This window comes from Pseudomonas sp. P1_F1_2, assembly GCF_056405815.1.
The window spans coordinates 1-21248 of the sequence record NZ_JBFUBK010000032.1 but is presented as its reverse complement, the minus strand read 5'-3'; the positions used below and the strand labels follow the sequence as shown (position 1 = coordinate 21248).

The 21248-nt window shown below is 59.7% G+C and carries 14 protein-coding genes and 2 pseudogenes; 5 read left to right on the top strand and 11 right to left on the bottom strand.

Going from position 1 to position 21248, the window contains the following annotated elements:
* Nucleotide 1: 1 nt before the first annotated feature.
* The 10 genes from AC1D2P_RS12050 to AC1D2P_RS12005 all read right to left on the bottom strand — a co-directional run bounded on the left by AC1D2P_RS12050 (nucleotide 2) and on the right by AC1D2P_RS12005 (nucleotide 15818).
* Nucleotides 2-805: a hypothetical protein gene (locus tag AC1D2P_RS12050; RefSeq protein WP_223524199.1), complete on the bottom strand. Its 804-nt coding sequence runs from the start codon at nucleotides 803-805 to the stop codon at nucleotides 2-4.
* Complete coding sequence (locus AC1D2P_RS12045) at nucleotides 786-2492, bottom strand: GspE/PulE family protein (protein WP_109787769.1); 1707 nt, start codon at nucleotides 2490-2492, stop codon at nucleotides 786-788. Before AC1D2P_RS12045 ends, AC1D2P_RS12050 begins: the two co-directional genes overlap by 20 nt.
* An 84-nt stretch (nucleotides 2493-2576) precedes the next feature.
* Nucleotides 2577-3110, bottom strand: coding sequence for a response regulator (locus AC1D2P_RS12040; RefSeq protein ID WP_046027976.1), 534 nt, complete (start codon nucleotides 3108-3110; stop codon nucleotides 2577-2579).
* Between the two features lie 220 nt (nucleotides 3111-3330).
* The gene (locus AC1D2P_RS12035; protein ID WP_109787770.1) at nucleotides 3331-4284 is read right to left on the bottom strand and encodes a peptidylprolyl isomerase; all 954 of its coding nucleotides are present in this window, start codon (nucleotides 4282-4284) and stop codon (nucleotides 3331-3333) included.
* Between the two features lie 13 nt (nucleotides 4285-4297).
* Nucleotides 4298-5848 carry a cytochrome c/ABC transporter substrate-binding protein gene (locus AC1D2P_RS12030; protein ID WP_477757435.1) on the bottom strand — a complete coding sequence of 517 codons (1551 nt, stop codon included), beginning with the start codon at nucleotides 5846-5848 and terminating at the stop codon, nucleotides 4298-4300.
* 7 nt (nucleotides 5849-5855) lie between these two features.
* Nucleotides 5856-6476: an SCO family protein gene (locus tag AC1D2P_RS12025; RefSeq protein WP_477757434.1), complete on the bottom strand. Its 621-nt coding sequence runs from the start codon at nucleotides 6474-6476 to the stop codon at nucleotides 5856-5858.
* On the bottom strand, nucleotides 6473-7129 hold the full coding sequence (locus AC1D2P_RS12020; protein WP_077432163.1) for an SCO family protein: 657 nt from the start codon (nucleotides 7127-7129) through the stop codon (nucleotides 6473-6475). Before AC1D2P_RS12020 ends, AC1D2P_RS12025 begins: the two co-directional genes overlap by 4 nt.
* 13 nt (nucleotides 7130-7142) lie before the next feature.
* Nucleotides 7143-9095: a YncE family protein gene (locus AC1D2P_RS12015; protein WP_077430394.1), complete on the bottom strand. Its 1953-nt coding sequence runs from the start codon at nucleotides 9093-9095 to the stop codon at nucleotides 7143-7145.
* A gap of 84 nt (nucleotides 9096-9179) precedes the next feature.
* Nucleotides 9180-15002 (bottom strand): manganese-oxidizing multicopper oxidase MnxG, encoded by a 5823-nt coding sequence (gene mnxG, locus AC1D2P_RS12010; RefSeq protein ID WP_477757433.1) that lies wholly within the window; start codon nucleotides 15000-15002, stop codon nucleotides 9180-9182.
* A gap of 207 nt (nucleotides 15003-15209) precedes the next feature.
* On the bottom strand, nucleotides 15210-15818 hold the full coding sequence (locus tag AC1D2P_RS12005) for a lytic transglycosylase domain-containing protein (RefSeq protein ID WP_109787775.1): 609 nt from the start codon (nucleotides 15816-15818) through the stop codon (nucleotides 15210-15212).
* A gap of 195 nt (nucleotides 15819-16013) precedes the next feature.
* On the opposite strand from AC1D2P_RS12005, the gene gspG reads away from it, so the two are divergent.
* The 3 genes and pseudogenes from gspG to AC1D2P_RS11990 form a co-directional block, all read left to right on the top strand.
* On the top strand, nucleotides 16014-16448 hold the full coding sequence (gene gspG, locus AC1D2P_RS12000; protein WP_109787776.1) for a type II secretion system major pseudopilin GspG: 435 nt from the start codon (nucleotides 16014-16016) through the stop codon (nucleotides 16446-16448).
* Between the two features lie 12 nt (nucleotides 16449-16460).
* The gene (locus tag AC1D2P_RS11995; RefSeq protein ID WP_477757432.1) at nucleotides 16461-17648 is read left to right on the top strand and encodes a type II secretion system F family protein; all 1188 of its coding nucleotides are present in this window, start codon (nucleotides 16461-16463) and stop codon (nucleotides 17646-17648) included.
* A gap of 151 nt (nucleotides 17649-17799) precedes the next feature.
* Nucleotides 17800-18429 (top strand): annotated as a pseudogene (locus AC1D2P_RS11990) (hypothetical protein); the annotation flags it as partial.
* 533 nt (nucleotides 18430-18962) lie between these two features.
* On the opposite strand, the pseudogene AC1D2P_RS11985 reads toward AC1D2P_RS11990, so the two are convergent.
* A pseudogene (locus AC1D2P_RS11985) lies at nucleotides 18963-19196 on the bottom strand (LysR substrate-binding domain-containing protein); the annotation flags it as partial.
* 327 nt (nucleotides 19197-19523) lie between these two features.
* Between AC1D2P_RS11985 and AC1D2P_RS11980 the strand changes: the two are divergent.
* Nucleotides 19524-20582 (top strand): hypothetical protein, encoded by a 1059-nt coding sequence (locus tag AC1D2P_RS11980; protein ID WP_223524885.1) that lies wholly within the window; start codon nucleotides 19524-19526, stop codon nucleotides 20580-20582.
* Nucleotides 20583-20665: 83 nt separating this feature from the next.
* Nucleotides 20666-21248, top strand: a 583-nt coding sequence (locus AC1D2P_RS11975) for an MATE family efflux transporter (RefSeq protein WP_477811441.1), incomplete at its 3' end; no start/stop codon positions are given.

Sequence of the window (21248 nt, the reverse complement as noted above, 5' to 3'; positions counted from 1 at the left end):
GTCAGGCCACCGCCCGGGACATGACGTACAAACTGTCGCGTACGGATGCCTGGTCTTCTTCAAGGGTGCGCAACTGCACGCCCGGCACGTCTGGATGTGAGTCGATGCGGGCCGGCGCATGCAGGTAGAGATGGAGCGGCCGTTCGCTGGTGGAGGCCTGCAACTGGCTTTCACGACCGATCAGTGCGGTCAGTGCGGCATCGCTGTCACTGCTGCCCACCGAACGCACCGACACCCAGCGCCCTTCCCGCGCCAGCAACAACACACTGCGCACCGGTTCGGCGACCACAAACAGAAAGTCGCCGTGGTCAAAACTCTTGTCGAAGTGGTTGAACGCGGCCATCAAGTACGGCTGCACCGAACGCAAACGCAGACCGCGACCGCTGACCAGGCTGCGCAGGCGTGTCAGCAGGTCTTGCGGCAGTGCGGTGGCGATACGGTCGTAACCCGCAGGCTCGGCCGACAGCACCATGCTCCAGGGCTGGGTGGGAACACCATAAAGGTCTTCGAAGCACAGTTGGGCGAACCCGAGCAGTTCGTCGGGACTGCTGATCGCTTCGCTCCAGGGCACCAGGCAAAAACGGCTGAAGTGTCCGGAGATCACCACGCAAAGCTCCGCACCGGCAGGCGCGTGCTCGCCCAGCAAACGGTCGAGGGTTTCGAGGGCGACGGCCCAGGCATGGAAGCCTTCGTCGATGAAGCCGACGCTGCCCAGCCACAGGGTTTCGCTGCCACGGCGCTGGCCAAGGCCAACACCACTGGCGCCGAGTACGGCGACATATCGATCACGAGATAAAAGTGACACGATTGATCTCCTCCAGCGTGGTCCGCCCCTGCTGCACCAGTTCCAGTGCCGACTCGCGCAGCAGGCGCAAGCCACGTTTGCAGGCGTGGGCCTTGATTTTCGAAATGGGTTGGCGCTCGACAATCATTTGCCGCAGCTCGTCGTCCAGGTGCAGCAGCTCGGCGATCGCACTGCGCCCGCGATAGCCCGTGCCCCGGCAGTGGCCGCAGCCCTTGCCATGCACAAACTGGTAATGCCCGACCTGTTGAGGGTCGAGGCCCGAAGCCAGCAATTCATCGTCGGTAGGGGTGACAGGCGCGCTGCAACTGGCGCAGACCAGTCGGATCAAACGTTGCGCCAGCACCGCGTTGAGGGCCGACACCAGGCTGTAGGGGTCGATTTCCATTTGGGTGAAACGGCCGATCACGTCGAACACGTTGTTGGCGTGGATGGTGGTGAACACCAGGTGCCCGGTGAGCGCCGATTGCACGGCGATTTGCGCGGTTTCAGGGTCGCGGATTTCACCGACCATGATCTTGTCCGGGTCATGACGCAGGATCGAGCGCAAACCACGGGCGAAGGTCAGGCCTTTCTTTTCGTTGACCGGGATTTGCAGCACGCCCGGCAGTTGATATTCCACCGGGTCTTCAATGGTGATGATCTTGTCCACGCCGTGGTTGATCTCGGTGATCATCGCGTACAACGTGGTGGTTTTACCGCTACCGGTAGGCCCGGTGACCAGCACCATGCCATAAGGTTCGCTGGCCAGGCGCCGTAGTTGGCGCAGGGTTTCTTCTTCGAAGCCCAGCGCCTGCAATTGCACGCCGCTGACCTTGTCGGCCAGGTCCTGTTTGTCGAGCACCCGCAACACCGCGTCTTCACCGAAAATACTCGGCATGATCGATACCCGGAAGTCGATTTGCCGGCCACTGATGCCGATCTTGAAGCGACCGTCCTGGGGCACGCGTTTTTCGCCGATGTCCAGTTCGGCCATGACCTTGACCCGGGAGATGACCTGCTCGGCGAACTCGCACCCCTGGATTTTACTGATGTTGTTCAGCACGCCATCGATCCGGTACTTGATCACCAGACCGCTGCCGGTAGTGCCCAGGTGGATGTCACTGGCGTGCATTTTCAAGGCGTCGTAGAGGGTCGAGTTGACCAGTTTGACGACGACGCTGGAGTCTTCGCTGATGCTGGTCAGGGACAGGCTTTGCAGGTTATCGATTTCGATGGTGCCATCGGATTGGGCATTGAGCGACTCCACCGCGTGGAAGCTTTCTTCGTGACGGGCCAGGTAGGCCTTGAGGTCATCGGCATGCACCAGGTACAGCGGCGCACCGTGCAGGCAGTCGTCGATCCAGGCCAGGCGCGCCGTATCAAACGGGTCGGCAAACACGCCAATGACCGCATCGTCGTGACGCAGCAGAATGAATTCGCGCTTGAGGCATTGGGCCAGGGTGACCCGGTCGAATACCGGGGTGGACTTGAACAGGCTGTCGGTGTCGAGCACCGGATAATGCAGGGTGGTGCCCAGGCACTGGATGAAGGGCATCGGGGCCAGTTCGCATAACTCCCCGAGGGCGTCCAGGACCCGTTCGCCGGAACTGCTGGCCAAGGCTCGCGCCTGAGCCAATTGCTCACTGGAAAAACGAGACGGCACACAGTCCAACAACGCCGGTTCGACGGCAACCAATAGACGGTCCATGGCAAGCTCTCCAACGCCCGGGGCTTTGAGCCCTGTCGGCGCGGCGAGTCATCGCGGCGGATGCCGGAACGTCTTGTCGCGCCATTACTCCCCGGTGAGCAGTTGTTCGTCGTCTGGCGCCATGGAGGCCGATGTACTACGTCGGCGATCCGCAAGCACCCAACTACCGTCGTACAACTGCAGCGGGAAACTCTCGGTCCTGCTCTGGCGTCGTTCGACGAAGCCTTCAGAACTGCTCACACCCGCTTTGGGTTCGCGTTGCCTCCCCAGAAGATCAAGTACTGCACGCGCCAATTCCGCCAATGGAAACGGTTTGAACAGAATGTGGCTGACTCCCAGTTGCCGGGCCCGCTCGCATACCTCTGCGGTTGGATGCCCTGTAATCAGCACAAAGTGACACTTCTGTTTCTGGCGGATGGCATCGAGCACCTCAAAGCCTTCCATATCCGGCAAGCGGTAATCGAACACCATCACATCGGGTGCGAAATCGTCAGCCTCTACGATTCCTTGTGCACCATCGTGAGCAATCCGGACCTCCAACTCTTGCGCCTGCAGGTAACCCTGGAGGTTTTCCGCAAGAAGTTGCTCGTCATCAACAACCAGTATTTTGTTCAACAAGGTCGACTCCTTGTAACCGCAGGTCCGAAATTCGTGCCTGGGAGTACGCGCCTTCAATCAGGCTAACGCACACTTCATGCCAGACTCGGAGCCGGTTTTTCGCCGACTCATCTCTTTGATTTCCGTGACAAATCTTTTTCGCCCGCGTACCCCTTCCCCCAAACACGGGGAAGCGCTTGAATTTACGCGCAAGCTTTCCCCACTTTTGGGGGGAGTACATTCAATCATCATCAATCCGCTCGATTCGATTACTTGATCGAAGTTGCGCCAAAACCTGTAGGCGAGCCTGGGCCTGATGTTGTCGGGCAAGGTAGGCCCGGACCATTTCAAGACCCTGCTGCTCTGAGACATCGGCCGCCTCCACGTGGTTCTGAAGAAGTATTAAGTGCCAGCCCAATGACGTGCGCACGGGCTCACTGACGGCACCCGGCGCCAGGGCAAACGCTGCCGCTTCGAATTCAGGCAGCATGCGCCCACGAGGGAAATAGCCCAGATCGCCGCCTTCACTGGCAGAAGCGTCTTCGGAGCCGGCCCGGGCAACGCTGGCAAAGTCTTCACCCTGGCTGATTTTCACGCGCATCCCGCTTAAGCGTAGACGTGCCGCTTCAACCGTGGCGGCATCGGCGCCCTGGGGCACTTTGATCAGGATGTGCCGGGCCTGGATTTCTTCGGGCCGGCCCATGTCGGCGCGATGTTCCTGGTAAAACGCCCGGACCTGTTGTTCATCCGGCTGGCCCACCTGGATCAGGTCGGCAAAGATTCGCTGGGCCGCCAGCTCCCGGCGGGTGTATTCGGTAAAGCTGGCCTCGTCAAACCCGGCATCCTGGAGCCTGCGGGCAAATACCTCGGGGCCGCCAATCGCTTGCCGGGTCTGTTCGACCTGGCTCTGCACTTCCGTATCGCTGATCACCACGCCACGCTTGACCGCTTCCTGCCACAGCAATTCCTTGTCGATCAGCGCTTCCAGCGCTTTCTGCCGCAATTGTTTGTATGCCTTGGGGTTACGAATATTGCCCACCGCCCGGCCCTGATCCTCCAGGAATTCGGCGAAGTAACGCTCCAGGCGAAACTCGGAAATCTCTTCGCCATTGACCCGCGCGGCAGCCGGGCCGTTAGTGCAGAACGCCACCGGGACCCACATCGTCAGCAGTATCAGTACCGTGTTGAGTTTCATGATCGGCCTCCGGTCAGGGCATGGCGGCAATGGGTTTGTAGGGGGCAACCAGGAAAAAGCGCTGGTCGGGCAGGTCCACCGTGACGACGTGTGCTCCGCGCAAGCCCAGGCGACGGCCCGGGCCAAAGCTGATCAGCGGGGTCAGGCCGGTATCGAAGTCGTGCAGACCTTCCAGGGCATTGATGAGCTTCTCGCGGCTGGCATCACGTCCGGCCTGCTTCATGCCTTCGCTGAGCAGCAGCATCGAACTGAAGGCGCCCACTTGCAGCACCGCGTGCTGACCGCCAAGCCCCTGGTTTTCGCGCAATTGCGTCAGCGCCAGGCGCCCGGCCAGCGTCCAGTCACTGGGCACGAACGGGTAGGCCAAAAACAACCGCCGGGAAAACCCGCTGGGCACTTGCAACACGTCACCGGCCACCTGATTCGAAGCCGCAAACAGGTAAGGCACCTGCCCCGCCGTCTGCAACCGCTCGGCCAAACGACTGAAGTGACTGCCGCTGCCCAGGTAAAACACCGAGCGCGAGCCCAGCGGCAGGTCGTCCTGCGCAGAGTCGTAGGCTTGCAACCGCACGTGTTGCCAGGCGTGATCTTGCAGGTATTGGCCGAGGTTCTGCGCCGCCAGCCGCTGGTTTGGTTCGTCCGGGTAGGTAATTAGCGTCGGGCCCTGGAGCACACGCAAACTGGTGGCGGCGTAATCAGCCAGGGCGATCAGCTGTTCGCGAAGACCCGGCAGCGGTTCGAAAATCTGCCGGCTGGACTGCGCCGAGCCTTGCAACGAAAGCGGCCCGATCAACGGGACTCCGGCCTGTTCCAGGCGTACCGCCAGGTCCGAATCCAGCGCTGGCGCCAGCGGTGCGATCAGGGCGAACACCTGTTCCTGTTCAATCAACTGGCCTAGCGCCTTCTCGGCACTGGCGCGGGTGGGGCCAGGATCGAGGATGGTCAGGCGCAATTGCCGGCCATGAATCCCCCCCGCCGCATTAATCCGCAGCACGCTGCCCTTGAGCACGGCCGCCACCGTTGCGCCCTCTTGCGCCAATGGTCCCTGACTCGGCAACAACGTGCCCAGGTGCAACGTGTCAGCGGTCAAACCGGGATCGCGGTCATCGGCCACGCGTTTGAGGTACGCCGTCAGATTGCGCTGGTCCTTCATCGACAGCACGAACCGGGGCATTGCCGGGTCGAGCCGATTGTTGGCTGAATCGCGACCTTCCTGAATGGCACGCGCCAACGCACCCTCGGTGTAGGCCGGATAATCGCGGCCATTGATCTGTTCCTGGCCGTAGCGGCTGGAAAGGCGCGACCAGCTGATGTCCGGTGGTCGCACCCCGCCTTCCGGCCGTCCCTGTCCGTCGGCCCCATGGCAGTTGGCGCACGGCAGGCTGCTGGCGGGCAGCACCATATCGGCCGCACCCACTCGGGCCATGACCGGCTCTCCACTCTCGGACACACCTTCGCGGTACAGCCGCTTGCCCGCGCTTTCGCTCGGGCTCAGCGTCAACGCCTGGACGGCGAAAGGGACGCCGCCCAGGAGCAACAGGCCGAGAATCAGGACAGTTTTCATGGCGCGCTCAGCGACCGGCCACGGGCATGGTCAGCAACTGCAAGCGCTGAGCAATGGCGGCAGCCGGAGCATCGGGACGGATTTTGCTCCAGCGCTTGTTGGCCACATCACCGACGATCAACTGCGTTGAATGCTGTTCGGGGGTCGGCACGATCTGGCCGATGCGCCCCAGGACAAGGTCCATTTGCGCCTTGTCGCCGGTAAGAAAAAACCAGTGGGGCCCATCGACGCCCTGTTTCAAGGTGTAAGCCTTGAGTACCGCTGGCGTATCGCGCAGCGGGTCACTGGTAAGGGAGATAAAGGTGATGCCATCCGCCTTGTCGCCCAGCAACTCACGCACTTCCTTGAGTTTGCGGGTGATCAGCGGGCAGGCATCGTTGCAGCTGGTGAACATCACGTTCAGCAGCACCACGCGGTTTTGCAACGCGTCACTGTAGAAGCGCAGGGTCTCGCCGTTCTGGTCCTGCAACGGCGTGTCGGTGAACCAGGTTTTTGCGTCGTGCGTGCCGGTCGCCGGTTGTGCGCCAGCCACCGTTGGCGCGGGTTCTTCGTGCCCTTCGTGGGCGAGTGCCAGTGAACTGAACAGACAAACAACCACCGTCAGGGCAATCCGGTCGAGAGTTTTCATGGCTGCTCCTCCATGGCAATGGCGGTGTGTTTGGCGTGGACATTGCGCTGGCCGCTGAGTTTCTCGACCTCACGGGTCAGCACCGCCGGGTCGGTAAAGCCGTAGTAGCGTGTCCAGTGACGGCTGTTGCCGTCGCCGACGAGAATCAACGGCTGATGGTTCTTGAAGTCGCCATTGAACGAGCCCAGGCCCTTGAGGGTTTCATTGATCGACTGCGAACTGCCGGTCAGCCAGCTCCAGCCCGGGCCGTTCTGAAAATTGCGGGCGTAGTCGTTCAGGCGTTTGGCGTCGTCGCGCTGCGGGTCAACACTGATCGACACCAGTTGCACCTCGCCACCGACCCGCGCACCGAGCTGCTTTTGCACCTTGCCCATGATCGAGGACACCACCGGGCACACCGTGGTGCAGCTGGTATAGATGAAGCTCATGACCACGATCTTGTTACGTACCAGGTCCTTTTCCAGGCTTACCGGTTTACCGTTCTGGTCCACCAGCGCCACATCGGCGAACTTCACCTGGGCGCTCTCGGAACTGGCGCTTTTGGCCGGCATGTCGTGTCCGGCATGCTCGTCCGTCGAGTGCGCCAGGGCTTGACCCAGACCGGCAGTCAACAGACACAACATCAGCAATCCACGGTTTGCGAAACGGTTCATGTCCATGTCCTCTTCAGTTCGCATTGCCGGGCAGAACCCGGACGCTGGCAAAAGTCTTGTCGTCAAAGTTCGCCCCCAACGACGCCGCACGGACGTGCAGGTACCAGGCGCCGTTCTGGTCCAGGGTCACCGGAGCTTCATAAATGCCGTTACCCACTTCGAGGGCGGCGACTTCCTGAGCCCGTGAAGTCGGGGCGCGGAAGTAGCGCACCTGAACATCCTTGACCCCACTTCGCTGGGCCTTCTGCTGGCCCTGAACGATACGAAAGCGCACCACATAAGGACTGCCGAGGGCGGCCGTTGACTTGTCGAGCATGAACTCCACTTTCGGCACGCCGGGGTGTGAGGCGAGTTGCTTGTCGGGTTCAACCAGCGCCGTGAAGCAATGGATGATGTTCGGTTGATTGAGCAGGAACGCCACGTCGAACCGCCCGGCCGCCGGCAACTTGATCCGCGCGCTGTACAGCCCCGGTTCAACCTCGCGCAAGCTGCGGTCGATGACCATCGCCGCCCGCGCCACTTGCCCGCGGTTGGGGTAACCGGACATCGGCGCGTTCATGCCTTCGGCGTAGAAATAGGTGGTGTTGTCCACCGGGTTGACCACGAACACCGCGTTGTCGTCCCGCGACACCGCCAGGCTCGACGCCAGTGGCAGATCACCGGCCAGCCGTGGCGCCTGCGGGCCGGCTTCGAAACCCTGGCTGATCGGCGTGCGACCTTGCCCCAGCGATGACAGGTTGATCATCGTGACTTTGGCCGAGGCGAGCCCGCGCACATAGGCATAGGCCTTGGTGAACACCACTTGATAGGGCTCGGCCGACACGTCCAGTTCATGGATCAGCGAATCGGTGGCGGCATCGATCACCGAGGCCTGGTTTTCCAGCGTATTGAGCACGATGCCGAATCGACCGTCAGCGCTGAACCCCATCGGCCCAAGGCCCTGCCTGACCTTGATCACCCGGCGCACGTCCAGGCTGGCACCGTCGACCACGGTCACGGTGCCGTCCTTGCCATCGGCGACATACACCGCCTGAGACAGCGGCGAGTACGCCACCGACAACGGGTGCGAGCCGGTCTTGAGCTGCTTGCTGAGGGTCAGGCTGGCGATGTCGATGATGCTCAGCGTGCCGTCGTCGCGGTTGGTGACGAAGGCAAACCGGCTGTCCTTGCTGAAAGCGATTTCGTGATGGCCGGCGCCAGTGGCCAGGTGTTTGAGGGGCTTGAGGCTGCGGGTGTCGATCACCGTGACCCCGGACTCCTCCGCTTTCGACGCATTGTTGCCAACCCACAGCAGGCGCTCATCGGGTTGCAGGGCCACGCGAACCGGGTTGCTGCCAGCGGCCACCGATTCCAGCAACTTGAATTGCTCACTGTCGATCACGGCCACTTCCCCAGCCGTTGGCATCGACACGAAGACGCGTTTGTTGTCCTTCGGAGTGATCCAGTCCATTGGCGGTTGTTTGATGTTGATCCGCGCCATGGTGCTGGTGATGCCGCCCACCGACACCGACGGGTCGACCACCGAAACGCTGGCATCGCGGTTCATCACCAGCAGGAAGTAGCTGTTCAAGTCCAGCAGTGGCCGCGCACCGATGCTCGATTTGAGGAACACTCCGACCCGCGATTTGCAGCTTTGTTCGCGGCCCTGGGCCTGGTCGGCGGCGACGGTTTCGGGGTCGAGCCAGGCACCGGGGTTGACGCCCGACAACGGCTGGCCCGAGGCGCTGTCATTGACCCGGAACTGCACATCGGCAAATTCGCCTTCGCGCAGTACACCGTCCTTGGCCAGCGGTTTGACTTCAAGCGCCACGGAGACCCCGTCACGCGACAGGTTCTGGCCGCTCCAGGTATCCGGCAGCGCGACCTCGCTGAGCATGTCCGGCGGCATCGTGCGCCACACGCCCAGCCAGATCAGTGCCGACCCCGCCACCAGCGCGAACCCGGCCAACTTGATAGTCCTGGTCATCCCGCTCTCCCCTTCAGATCTGTGTCTGCCTTCGAACCCTGATCCTGTGGCGAGGTCGCTTGCGCCCTCGCCACGGCCATGTTGCTAAGGTGCCGGAGCCGGCTCTGGCTCGTTGGTCACCCGCAACAATCCCCACAACCCAGCCGTATTGCCGTAAGCCGCGTAATCACGGAACAGGTAGTCGCCCGGTATCGCGTTGCTGCCCCCGGCACTCGGGTGCATGAAGCTGAAGTGCGCCGCCGGCAGGATGCTTTCGTGGGCGCCGATGTACATCGACATCGGGTTGTAACCGAACCGCACTGAACCCACGCCGGGGGTTGCCATCGGGTAACCGCCGGTGTCGCTCTTCTCCGACTGGAACGGGTTGACCGACCAGACGTGACCGTCCAGCTGAAAGGTCGAACCACGACTGCCACCGGTGGGCATCAAAATGTGGGTACGGAACGGTTGCCCCGGTTTGACATACAGCACCGGCGTCTGCGGATCGCCCCCCACCAACGCATTGCTGTAGGCCATGTGCGCGTTGGGGACATCGCCGTAGCCGTAGCCGCCGGCGTGACCGAATGGCGCGTCCGGAGGCAGGCCAAAGCGGAACCACATCGGTTCGGTTTTGTAGTTGATGGCCATGCTGGAGTTGTCCTGCGGATCGGTCGGCACGCCGGCTTCTGCGGCAATACCTTCCACCGGACGACCATTGGCCCAGCGCATGTTCAACGCCTTCTGCCAGACCATCGCGAAGTCACGGTAGGTGGTTTGCCCCGGCGCGGTGACCGTCGCATTGACCTTGCGTGCGTCTTCAACCCAGGTCGCACCCATCGGCAGAATGCTCATCGCTCCACCGAGGCCTTTTTGTGGCTGCTTGATCACGTCCGCCGGGGTGAAATTCAACCCGCCGAACTCGATCGCCGTGGCATTGATGTTGTCGACACTGCGCCCCAGTTGCGTGACCGGCTTGCCTTCACGCTCCAGGTGCCCGGCGTAGTACTGATAGGTACGAGTCGGGTACGCCCCGGTGTTGCCAACGCGTGGCGGGACGGTCTGGATCGGGTTGGTGCCGACGTTGGTGCCATCGGACTTGGTGATGTCGTAAGCCAGCAATTGTGCGTGCAGCCCCACCGTACTGGACGGCCGCAACAGGTTATTGCTGAAGGTGGTGGAGCCTTCGCCACCGTTGCGGTCACGCTTGACCATGCCCATCACCGAGGCCATCTGCGCCAGGTCCGGCATGACCGTCGGCAAGCGGTTTTCCAGGGTGATGTTGATGCAATCCCCCGCCGCCGCACGCAGCACCAGCGGCTCGACAGGCACACCAGGCTTGAGCTTGCCGCTGACCGGGTCCAGATCGGATTTGCGCACGTACAGGATCGCGGTCGGATCATGCAACGGCCCGCTCTGCCCGCCGATGGTGAAGGTCTCGCCATCTTCAGGGTCGGTCACGGTGACTTGGGGAATGCTCACCGCACGCGAGTTGTACACCAGCGTACCGCCCGCCGGATTCAGCGGCCCGCCGACATGCTGGCCGAGCCCTTCCGGATCAGCGATGGACAGGTTCAGCGGATTGCCGAGGATGTCGTTGGCCAGCGCCGCGACCACTTCATAGTTGCGTTGCACAGTGGGCCGAGTGCCGATGCCGTTCGGGTTGGCGCCGATCCGTGGGCAAGTGCCCTCGAAGGCCACGGTGTTGCGCATGCCGGCCGGTTTCGCGTTGTTCGGCAGTGCGAACAGGTCGTTGCGTTGCGCGGTGTAGTTGCGCATCACGCCCCAGATGCCGCTCCAGTAACCTTCCAGAGAAGCGTCCATCGAGTACAGATAATCCCCGGTGGTCGCCGCCGAACTGGACAGCATCGAGACCGGCGCAATGAAGCCCATCTGCTCGGAAATCCCGATCATCTGCGACGAGCGCCAACCGGAGTTGGAACTGTTGCCGAAACCGGAACCGCTTTGCAGCCACTTCACGCCGTGCAGGGTCACGTTGTGCTCTTCTTCATGACCGCCGGCATGCACCCGCAGCCGCACRTTGTCTCCGGTGTAGGTGCGCAGCATCGGGGTGAACGGGTCACCCGGTTCCGCGCCGCCACGGTTGATGTGCGGCGGGAACTGCGTGGTGCCACCGGTCGGGCCGGTCGCTGCGGTGATCAGGTTCGGCGCCAGGTTCATCGCCGCGATTGCGCGGTCGGTACGGCTTTGCATGGCATACGCCAGGTCGCCGCCGAGGCCGTCGGCCTGCATTCCGCGCTTGCCGTCCGGGCCGATCTTGTTCGGGTCGTACACCCGCAGGGCCAGCGGTTCGTTGCGGTAATTGACCACGAACATCCCCGGATCATCCACCGAGATGGCTTGCGGGCACGGCCGGTTTGGACAGCCGGGCGTCAGTCCACCGCGTGCTTCAACCACCTGCTCAAGCAGGGTCTCGGCTTCCTTGCGCACCGGCGGATTGATCGCGTAGCGGAAGCTGTCGGCGGTGGCCGGGAACGCTTGCGCATTGGGCACGCCATTCGGGCCGGCGCCCACGTACACGCCGGCTTCATAGGCGTGCTGGAAGTCACTGTATTCGAGGAAGAACTCACGGAAGCTGTCGTTCTTGCCGTCGCCGTCCAGGTCACCGGTGGACACCACCGCTTGCCACGACGTCGGCCCGCCATCCTGCCGCGCGCCGCTGTACAAAGGCTCGCCGGTTTCGGCGTGGAACCAGGTGGAACCGGCCGGTTCTGCCAGCACGGTGGCGTACAGACCGATCTGTTGGTGCGTCGATGGGCCTAAGTGGTCGTGGGTGAAAATGGTTCCCAGGCCACGGTCGACGCCCTTGGTGTTGACCACCGGGTCGACGAACCAGCGCTGCATCGCCGTGCGCGCACCCACCCAGTCGGCCCGACCATATTGACCAAAGAACGGATGCGACTTGGCCACCGGGCAGGCTGGCGTGCCGTCACGCGGGTCGGCGCCTTCGCACTGGTTGAACTGGCGAATGGCGTGGATGCGCTCTTGCACGGCACCGGGGGAAAGCACGCCGTCTTCGTAGTTCCAGCCGTTGGCCGAACCGTCAGCCGCCGTCAGGTCCCATTTAGGCAAGTGAATGTGCTGACCGATCACGTCAGTGGGCGTGCGCACCTGATAGTCGTCCATCTCGTAGGTGGCCGGCACCAGGTTGGTTTGCTGGTACTGCACGCAGTCGAAGGTGTTCATGCGCATCACCAGAGGTTCTGGCGGACGCTGTTTGGTAATCACCGGCCAGGCGTCTTCCCACAGCGCCAGGATGCGTGCCTGCGGGAAGTGGTAACCGACCTTGTTGTATACCGCGTCGAACTGGATGTTGGCCGCTTTATAGATGCGCGGCCGGTCGGCGGTGAAGGTCGAGGCACCGGTGAACGACAGGCCGTCGGCCTTTTCACCGCTATTGAATTCGCCGGTACCGGCGCTGCTGGTCAGGCGTTTTTGCCGGTCATCCATGCACGGTTCGTAGTACGGCGCCCCCGCCGTTGGCAATGCACCGTTGGTGCGGAAGTTGCGCGCCACCACCTGATTGCCCGGCAGCACGGCGTAGCTGGGGTGTTCTTTTTTGGCATGGAACGCCATGGCTGCCTGTTCGACTTCGGTGCCTTCTTCAGGCATGTAAATCGGTTTGGCGCGGGTCACTTCCTTGGAGAAATCCAGGGAAGTGGTCACGGTGTGCGCTTGGCCACCGGAGGAGAAACCGTCCAGTGAGTGGCGACCCAAACCGCCGTCCCAACCACCGGACTGAGCGGGGTCAAGGTTGGCCCACAAGGCATTGCCACTGCTTTTCAGGGTTTGCGCCTTGGCGGCGTCGAGCATGTCCAGCGGTGGGGTTGGCGGACGTTGGCCGACCGAACTTTCCATGCCGCCGATCCAGAACGGATAGCCCGGGTTTTTCAGGCTGCCGTCGGCATTGCGGTTGGCTTCGCTGCGGTCCACCAATGCCAGGGAACCGATGGCTTGCACGCCACCGCTGCCACCGTGATGTTCGCCGTCGTCATCGCCCTCCTCATCATCGTCGCCATGACTGGCCACCAGGCTTTCGCCGATCTTCGGCACGACGGCGACTTTGCCCGGCATCGGCGCCATGGCTTTGCCCGGCAACGGCACGACGGCTGGAATCGGCGTACCGGCAATGATCTCGCCATCGGGCAAGGCCCGTGCGCCCGACGCCGGTTTACCGCTGCGCAAGGCATACGGTTCGCTGTGATAACCGTCGGCACCCTGCTGGGACACTTCGAGTTTGGTGCCTTCCTCAAACACATCGTGTACCCGCCACATGGCCCACATGCCTTGGGCAAAGTGCGGGTAGAAGTGACAGTGATAGATCGCATCGCCCGCCACGCGGTTGCGGTTGCCCGACCCACCGTTGGCGATTTCGTAGGTGTAGCCGGCACCTGGGCCAATGCCTTGGGCGTCGACATAGTCCGAATTGTCGTCGTTGGGGTTGAACAGCCATTGATGCCCGTGCAGGTGGAAGATGTGCTGCTCGTGGCCGTTGTGCGTGTTGCGGAATTTGACGAAGTCGCCGATGTAGCTGTGATTGACGTTGGAGGGTTCGGACGGATACAGCGCCATGGTCGCCTTGACCCCGACCTGATCGGCACGTGGTGTTTCACCCGGACGAATGTTTTCCAGGCCGGCGTTGGCCGGTACGTCCACCAGCATCGCCACGTCCCCCACGGTGTGGGAACTGAGGAAGAATTCTTCATAGGCGCACGACAGGCAATCGTGCATCGGCCCCACGCCCAATCGGTTGGCCACCACCTCGGCGCCCATGCCGCCAGAGCCGTAGTTGATCATGAACGAGTCGCGGGTCGGCTCCAGCACGTGGGCCATTACCGGGTCTGCCCAGTACGCAGGGAATGCCTGGGTCGCGGCGGTTTCATCCTGGAACTGCGAGGCGAAATCGCGGAACGGTTCCAGCCTATTGGGCAGCGCCGGATTGCGCTTGCCGATGGCTTCCAGCGGATAAGTCGAGGGCGGGAAGCTGCCGTCGGCGTTGCTGCCCATCACGATCGCGTCACTCTCGCTGGAGATGATTTCGTTGCCGTCGACCATGTTAATGATCGGCGTGCCGGCCTTGCCTTCACGGATCCACGGTTCGCGCTGCGGATAGCGCGCCTGGTAATCGACAATCGGCTGACCGGCCGGAGTGCGGCCGGTGCTGGCCAGGCGCATCTCTTCTTCGGTCACGGTGTTGCGATAGGTGCGGCCACCCTTGGGCACCACCACCACTTCGCCGAACAGGCCGTTGGCCACGTTGCCCGCATCGCCCTCCCCACCAAAAGTGGCACCACGGCTGCTGGCGGCAAACGCGCCTTCACGCTCGGCGTACAAGGTGTAGGAACGGGTGGCGCCTGGCGGGATCAGGGAGTTGGCGTTGCGCCCGGTAAAGGAGGCGATGTCGTCAATGCTGTTGACGGCTTGCAGGCCGTTGACCTGGAAGCCGACATGCCGGTCTGTGACTTGCTCATCGACCTTGAAGTCGTCCACATTGCCAACTTCATTGCCTTCCTCCCCCTCGGGCTCCGCGCCTTCGTGTTTGCCGGGGTTGGCCTGATACGCCAGCAGGTTTTGCAGATTGATCGTCAGGCAATCACCGGCGGCCACTCGCAGCACCAGTGGGCGCGGACGCTTGTCGGGCCGCAGCGAGACTTTGCCCGGCACTGCCGCGCCACCCTGGGCGAGGGACATATTGCGATCGTCAACGACATCGCGGCGCAAGGCGAACATCATGCCGTTGGCGTTCTGTGCACCGAGGCGGTTGAACATCAGCGGCTGATCCAGTGCCACGACGTTCGCCACCAGATTGCGTTCGCAGCGCGCGGCCGCTTCGGCCAGCTCGATACCGAGCATCGGTGCGAAAAACAACAACAGGTTAAACACATGATGAGCGTGGGGTATGCCGGACATAATCACGGGCCTCGTTTTAAATGCTCACAGGGAATAATTCTCGACTGAATGCCCTTGAGCAATCCTCATGCCAAATATATTTTTCTTTGTTTTCAGTGCTTTACGTTTACGACTTAATAACTCGGGGGATATTCCCCACTTATTCCCCACTTTTCTGCCGGGGCCATCATTCCCCACTATTGGGGGGAGCCGGCGCGTGGTGTTCGACTACAACGGCGCATCCACGGCCAAGCCCTGCAGACGGCGGTATTGGCGTAAAACATCCGGCACGTAGCGCTGGGTTTCGGCGAACGGCGGGATCACCCCGCCACGGCTGAGCACGGCTTGCGGGCCGGCGTTGTAGGCCGCTACCGCGAGTGCGATGTCGTTGTCGAACAGGGTCAACAAACGCTTGAGGTATTTGGCGCCGCCCTGGATGTTGGCCTTCGGATCGTAGACATCCTTGACCCCCATCTCCCGCGCGGTATCGGGCATCAATTGCATCAGCCCGCCAGCGCCTTTGGCGGACGTTGCGTCAGCGTTGTAGCGGGACTCGGCGCGGATAACCGCGTGCAGCAGCGCAGCCGGTACTTCATTGGCCGTGGCCGCTGCCGAGACCAGCTCGGCATAGGGTTGTGCGGCGATCATCTGGGGTTGCTGATCGAGGCTGACAACAGCCGCCGTTGGCTCGTGAATGACCCGCTCATAGGTACGACCGGGACGGTGGACATTGGACAGCACGTAGCTGCCCTTGGCGTCCACGGAAACGAATACATCGGCCTGTGCGACGCCGGTCAATAACAGACATCCGATCAATCCAGCGGTGAGTGTTTTCATTGTTTTTCCTCCCCTGGCCGGCCCCAAAAAATGGGGGTAATGCCCCAGTGGCCGATCGTAAATCAGCCATACGCAAGCACTGTGCCGTAAGCGCAAAAGGCCTTGGCACGGGGGGTCCAGAAGGTTGCCCAAGGCTGAGCATGGCAATTGCATAAATCTTTATTGCGACCCTTCTGCCGACTGTGTGAGGTCATCATGAATCAACGTCTGTGTTATGCCCCGCGTATGCAACGCGGGTTCACCCTGCTCGAACTGTTGGTGGTGCTGGTGGTGCTGGGGTTGTTGGCTGGCATCGTCGCGCCGAAATATTTCGCCCAACTGGGCCGTTCCGAGGTCAAAGTCGCCAAGGCGCAAATCGAAGGCCTGGGCAAGGCGCTGGACTTGTATCGCCTGGAGGTCGGTCACTACCCGTCGACCGAACAGGGCTTGCAGGCGCTGGTCACCGCGCCCAGCGATGAAACGCACTGGACCGGCCCTTACTTACAGAAAAAATTGCCGCAAGACCCGTGGGGCCGTAACTACACCTACCGCTATCCCGGTGAAAACGGTGAATACGACCTGTTGTCCATGGGCAAGGACGGACAACCCGGTGGCGAAGGCGAAAACGCCGAAATCACCAGCTGGCAATAACGGGGGACGACCATGCGCTTTCATCTCAAAGCCGTGGGTAAAGCCGGCGTGGTCTCGATGACAGTCGAGGCCCCCGGCCACAGCGAAGCCCGGCGCATCGTCGAGGACCAGGGCCTGCGGGTGGTCAGCCTGCAGGCCGAGCGGCATTTCCTCTCGCTGCAGTTTCGCCAGCGCGAGACCTTCAACCTGGTGTTGTTCAGCCAGGAGCTGACCACGTTGCTCAATGCGGGCCTGCCGCTGATCGATGCGCTGGAAAGCCTGGCCGAAAAAGAAACCGCGCCACAGGCCCGTAAAACCTTAAGTGAACTGGTGCGCCTGCTGTATGAGGGCAAGTCGTTCTCCCAGGCATTGGGCCAGTTGTCGGCGGTGTTCCCGCCGTTGTACGTGGCGCTGGTCCAGTCCAGTGAAAAGACCGGTGCCGTGGGCGAAGCGCTGGGCCGTTATGTCAGCTATCGCCAGCGCATGGACGAAGTCCGGCAGAAAATCGTCAGCGCTTCGATCTACCCCATGCTGTTGCTGGTGGTGGGAGGTGGCGTGGTGTTGTTTTTGATGGGCTATGTGGTGCCGCGCTTCAGCCTGGTGTTCGAAGGCTTGGGGTCGAACCTGCCGTGGATGTCACAAGTCCTGATGAGCAGCGGGATGTTCCTTCATGCGCACCAGGGCGAATTCTTCGGCGGGTTGCTGGCGCTCATCGTCGCCCTCACCTTCCTCCAGCGCCAACCGGCCTTTCGTCGGGGCGTCGACCGCCTGATCGAAAAACTCCCGGCAGTCCATCAACGCATCTTCATGTATGAACTGGCGCGCTTCTACCGCTCGCTGGGGATCTTGCTGCAAGGCGGCATTCCCCTCGTCACAGCCATGGGCATGGTGCGGGGCCTGCTCACCGTGGCCTCCCGCACACGCCTGGACGAAGCCTGCGAACGGGTGCGTGAGGGCCAATCGCTGTCGGCCGCGCTCGAGCTCAATCACCTCGTGACCCCAGTGTCCCTGCGCTTGCTGCGCGCTGGCGAGCAGTCCGGCAACCTCGGGCAAATGATGGAACGCAGCGCCGACTTCTACGACGAAGAAATCAGTCGCTGGATCGAATGGTTTGTACGACTGTTTGAACCGCTGCTCATGACCTTCATCGGCTTGTTGATCGGGGTCATCGTGATCCTGATGTACATGCCGATTTTCGAGCTGGCCTCCAGCATTCACTGACCCTCTGCAACAGGTTCGAGCGGTACGTTGCATTTTTTATCAACGATACAACTGAATAAATCTGAACGCTGGGGTGTTCATTAACTGAATCCAGCAGCACGTTGCATTGTTCATCAACGTTCCAACCCTGAACAAGAAGACGGAGAACGACATGCACATCAACAAGCTTTTACTTGCAGTAGCTATTGGCGCAGTCCTGTCGGCGTCTACCGTATTGATACCGGACAGTCTGTCCAGCATGTCGACCGCTCAGGCCAAGGATGGTGGTGGTGGTGGCGGAGGGGGCGGTGGTGGCGGTGGCGGTAGTGGCGGCGGTGGCGGAGGTCATGGCGGCGGTGGCAATGGTGGTGGCGGCGGCGGCAATGGTGGTGGTGGCGGCGGCAATGGTGGTGGCGGCGGTGGTAATGGCGGTGGCGGCGGCGGTAATGGCGGTGGTGGCGGCGGTAATGGTGGTGGCGGTGGCGGTGGCGGTGGCGGCAACAGCGGTGGTCACGGTGGAAGCGGCAGTGGCGGCAATAGTGGCAGTGGCAGCGGCGGCAACAGCGGCAGCAGTCACAGCGGCAGCGACCATGGCCCGGGTAATGCCGGCAACACAGCCTCCTCCAACTCCGGGCGCAATGGCACGCACGCCGAACCTGGCGACGATCATGGCGTTCATCGTGCCGGTGAAATCGGCGACGATCATGGCGTTCACCGTGCCGGTGAAATCGGCGACGACCATGGGGTTCATCGTTCCGGTGAAGTGTCCCACAACCAAAATGGCGCTCATCGCTCCGGCGAAGTGTCCCACAACCAAAATGGCGCTCATCGCTCCGGTGAAGTGTCCCACAACCAAAATGGCGCTCATCGCTCCGGCGAAGTGTCCCACAACCAAAATGGCGCTCATCGCTCCGGCGAAGTGTCCCACAACCAAAATGGCGCTCATCGCTCGGGTGAAGTATCCCACAACCAAAATGGCGCTCATCGCTCGGGTGAAGTATCCCACAACCAAAATGGTGTTCACGCCAATGGCGAAATCGGCGACGACCGTGGCGTACACGCCAATGGTGAAGTCGGTGATGACCGCGGTGTTCATGCCAACGGCGAAGTCGGTGATGACCGAGGTGTTCATGCCAACGGCGAAGTCGGCGATGACCGCGGTGTTCATGTCAACGGCGATGACAAAAGGACCTGATAACCACTAAGCCCAGGTCATCCACACATCAATGTAGGAGCGAGCCTGCTCACGATAGCCATATGTCATTCAACATTGATGTCGTCTGACACTCCGCCATCGCGAGCAGGCTCACTCTTACAGGGGGAACTGTGTGAGGCTTAGAGTCCGTCTTCAGTCTGATCCAGCCGCTCACGCAAAAACTCGATAAACGCCTGTACCGGCCGCGAACTCTGGCGGTGCTGCGGATACACCGCCGACAACCTCAGCGGCTCAGGCCGAAACGCGTCCAGCACCGGCACCAGCCTGCCGTCATTCAAGGCCGCACCGACGATAAACGTCGGCAAGTAAGTAATCCCCATCCCGGCAATCGCCGCGTCTTTGAGCAGTTCACCTCTTTATGCCTTCAGGGATAAAGATCAAAAGCCTGCTGCCTTGAACAACCCCACGCTCTCGGGCGCCAACTCTGTAGGAACAATCTCTCAACAAAAAAGGAAGTTTCTTTCGCTGTTTAAACCCCAGGACTTCAATACGCGTAAGACCATTCTGATTTTCTATACAAACATTGACGACTCGCCAAGATCGACACTAGGGTTTTAGTACGAAAAAGCCATCAACCCTAAACTAAGACACTTACACAGCTGACGCTATTCAAATCACCATGCTCACACTTACCACAACACACCTTATATCTGCTCACACTTACGCAAGGAGCGACCCATATGATCCCGTTAATCAAAACCGAGCAGTCAAAAATTTCAGAAAATGAGATATCTATATTAAATGGAAAAATTTCAATCCCAAAAAAATATTTACGAGAAAGGGCTTTTTTAGAGAACTCTAGCATCCTCGTCATCTCAGGCTCTTTGATCGAGGGAATTGGTACCATTCATTCCGATATCGACTGCATCATTTTGTGCGAACAACGACCTAAAGCAAGCAGCATAAAAAAATCCGAACACGCGCTGGTTACAGATATAAATTACCACTACATAACTCAAGACGAAGAAGTTCATAACACCACCAATTTTTATGGCGAAACAAGCATTCACATTGATGCTGATTACATAACATTTTCCGAATTGGAAAACATCATTACCAAAATTGAGACAGCATTTGATGAGATCTCTGACGATCAGCGGTTTCTCTATGGTCCAGTGCTGTCAAACACAGAGAACAACGTCATCCATCGATCATTGATTGGATACGCATTAGAAAACGAGGAAACATTTACCCAACTGAAATCCAGGATACCTGTAGAAAAACACATCTATGTCGCTCATCGTGAAAAACTCCCCGTATTTTATGCATTTCAAGATATCCAGGGTTGCTGGCAGTCGGGAAATCTTTGGATGGGTTGTGAAATAGCCCGGGACATGATGCTAAAAACAACAATGAGCTTCACCTACTTAACAGGCACAACAAACAAACACTACAAGTGGGTGTATTCAAATATCTTCAGAGTGGACGGATACGAAAGTATAAAAGCCAGCTTTTTCTCCTTATCCAGACGAGGTGCAATCACAGAAACTGAATGCAGATCATATATTGAAGACACGCTGATATACATGGACCAGGTATTTCTAGCCATTGAAGGACTTCTAAAAACGTCCAAAGTTTACCCATCAACACAAAAATCTCTTTCGGCCCTAGATAAAGAGTTCAACAAACGAAAACAAACCAAACACAAAATATCAACGTGCGAATACTTTTTCAGGAAAAAATATTTCGCTGCGAAGGGTACTCCACCTTTGATTAGTCTACTCAAACAGTGGGATTGAGGAGAGTATATTTTTCCAGCGCAACAGGCTTTATTTCACTTCAGGCCTTCATTGTATTTTTTAACGAACAGGGGCTGCCAGATATGGAAATTACCCGGATAGCCATCCCGCTGATATCTTCCAGAATAGGAGAGATGATTGCCTCACTACTTTATTTTTCGTTCATTGGACATTACATAGTTAATTCACTTAGTCATGCATCACTCGCATGGGCGCTGATCTCTTTTCTAACCGTGGTAGCAATCGGATTTTTCTCAGGTTCGCTGGTAACAATAGCTAGATCGACTAATCTAAATACGGACGAAATTGAAATCGAATTAATTACCTCATTTAGAATAGCAATATTCTTAGGGGTAATTATCGTTTTCGCTATAGTTTTGCTTGGCATCGTCGCATCGAGATCACTTACAGACAACGGGGAACTCGAAGGCATTAAAGCCTTACTAGCACTATCCCTTTCACTTCCCGCCATATACGCACAGATAGTTATCTTTAACTTTTTCAACGCAATAAAAATAACCAAATATGAACTGATATACACATGGGCATTCATTGCCACTCTCGCCTTAGCCTGCACACTATTAGTTTTAAAAATAACCAAATATGAACTGATATACACATGGGCATTCATTGCCACTCTCGCCTTAGCCTGCACACTATTAGTTT

Coding starts and splice junctions, on each gene's coding strand:
- AC1D2P_RS12045 (WP_109787769.1), bottom strand. CDS start 2,492: ATGGACCGTCTATTGGTTGCCGTCGAACCGGCGTTGTTGGACTGTGTG.
- AC1D2P_RS12035 (WP_109787770.1), bottom strand. CDS start 4,284: ATGAAACTCAACACGGTACTGATACTGCTGACGATGTGGGTCCCGGTG.
- AC1D2P_RS12030 (WP_477757435.1), bottom strand. CDS start 5,848: ATGAAAACTGTCCTGATTCTCGGCCTGTTGCTCCTGGGCGGCGTCCCT.
- AC1D2P_RS12025 (WP_477757434.1), bottom strand. CDS start 6,476: ATGAAAACTCTCGACCGGATTGCCCTGACGGTGGTTGTTTGTCTGTTC.
- AC1D2P_RS12020 (WP_077432163.1), bottom strand. CDS start 7,129: ATGAACCGTTTCGCAAACCGTGGATTGCTGATGTTGTGTCTGTTGACT.
- AC1D2P_RS12015 (WP_077430394.1), bottom strand. CDS start 9,095: ATGACCAGGACTATCAAGTTGGCCGGGTTCGCGCTGGTGGCGGGGTCG.
- AC1D2P_RS12005 (WP_109787775.1), bottom strand. CDS start 15,818: ATGAAAACACTCACCGCTGGATTGATCGGATGTCTGTTATTGACCGGC.
- gspG (WP_109787776.1), top strand. CDS start 16,014: ATGAATCAACGTCTGTGTTATGCCCCGCGTATGCAACGCGGGTTCACC.
- AC1D2P_RS11995 (WP_477757432.1), top strand. CDS start 16,461: ATGCGCTTTCATCTCAAAGCCGTGGGTAAAGCCGGCGTGGTCTCGATG.
- AC1D2P_RS11980 (WP_223524885.1), top strand. CDS start 19,524: ATGATCCCGTTAATCAAAACCGAGCAGTCAAAAATTTCAGAAAATGAG.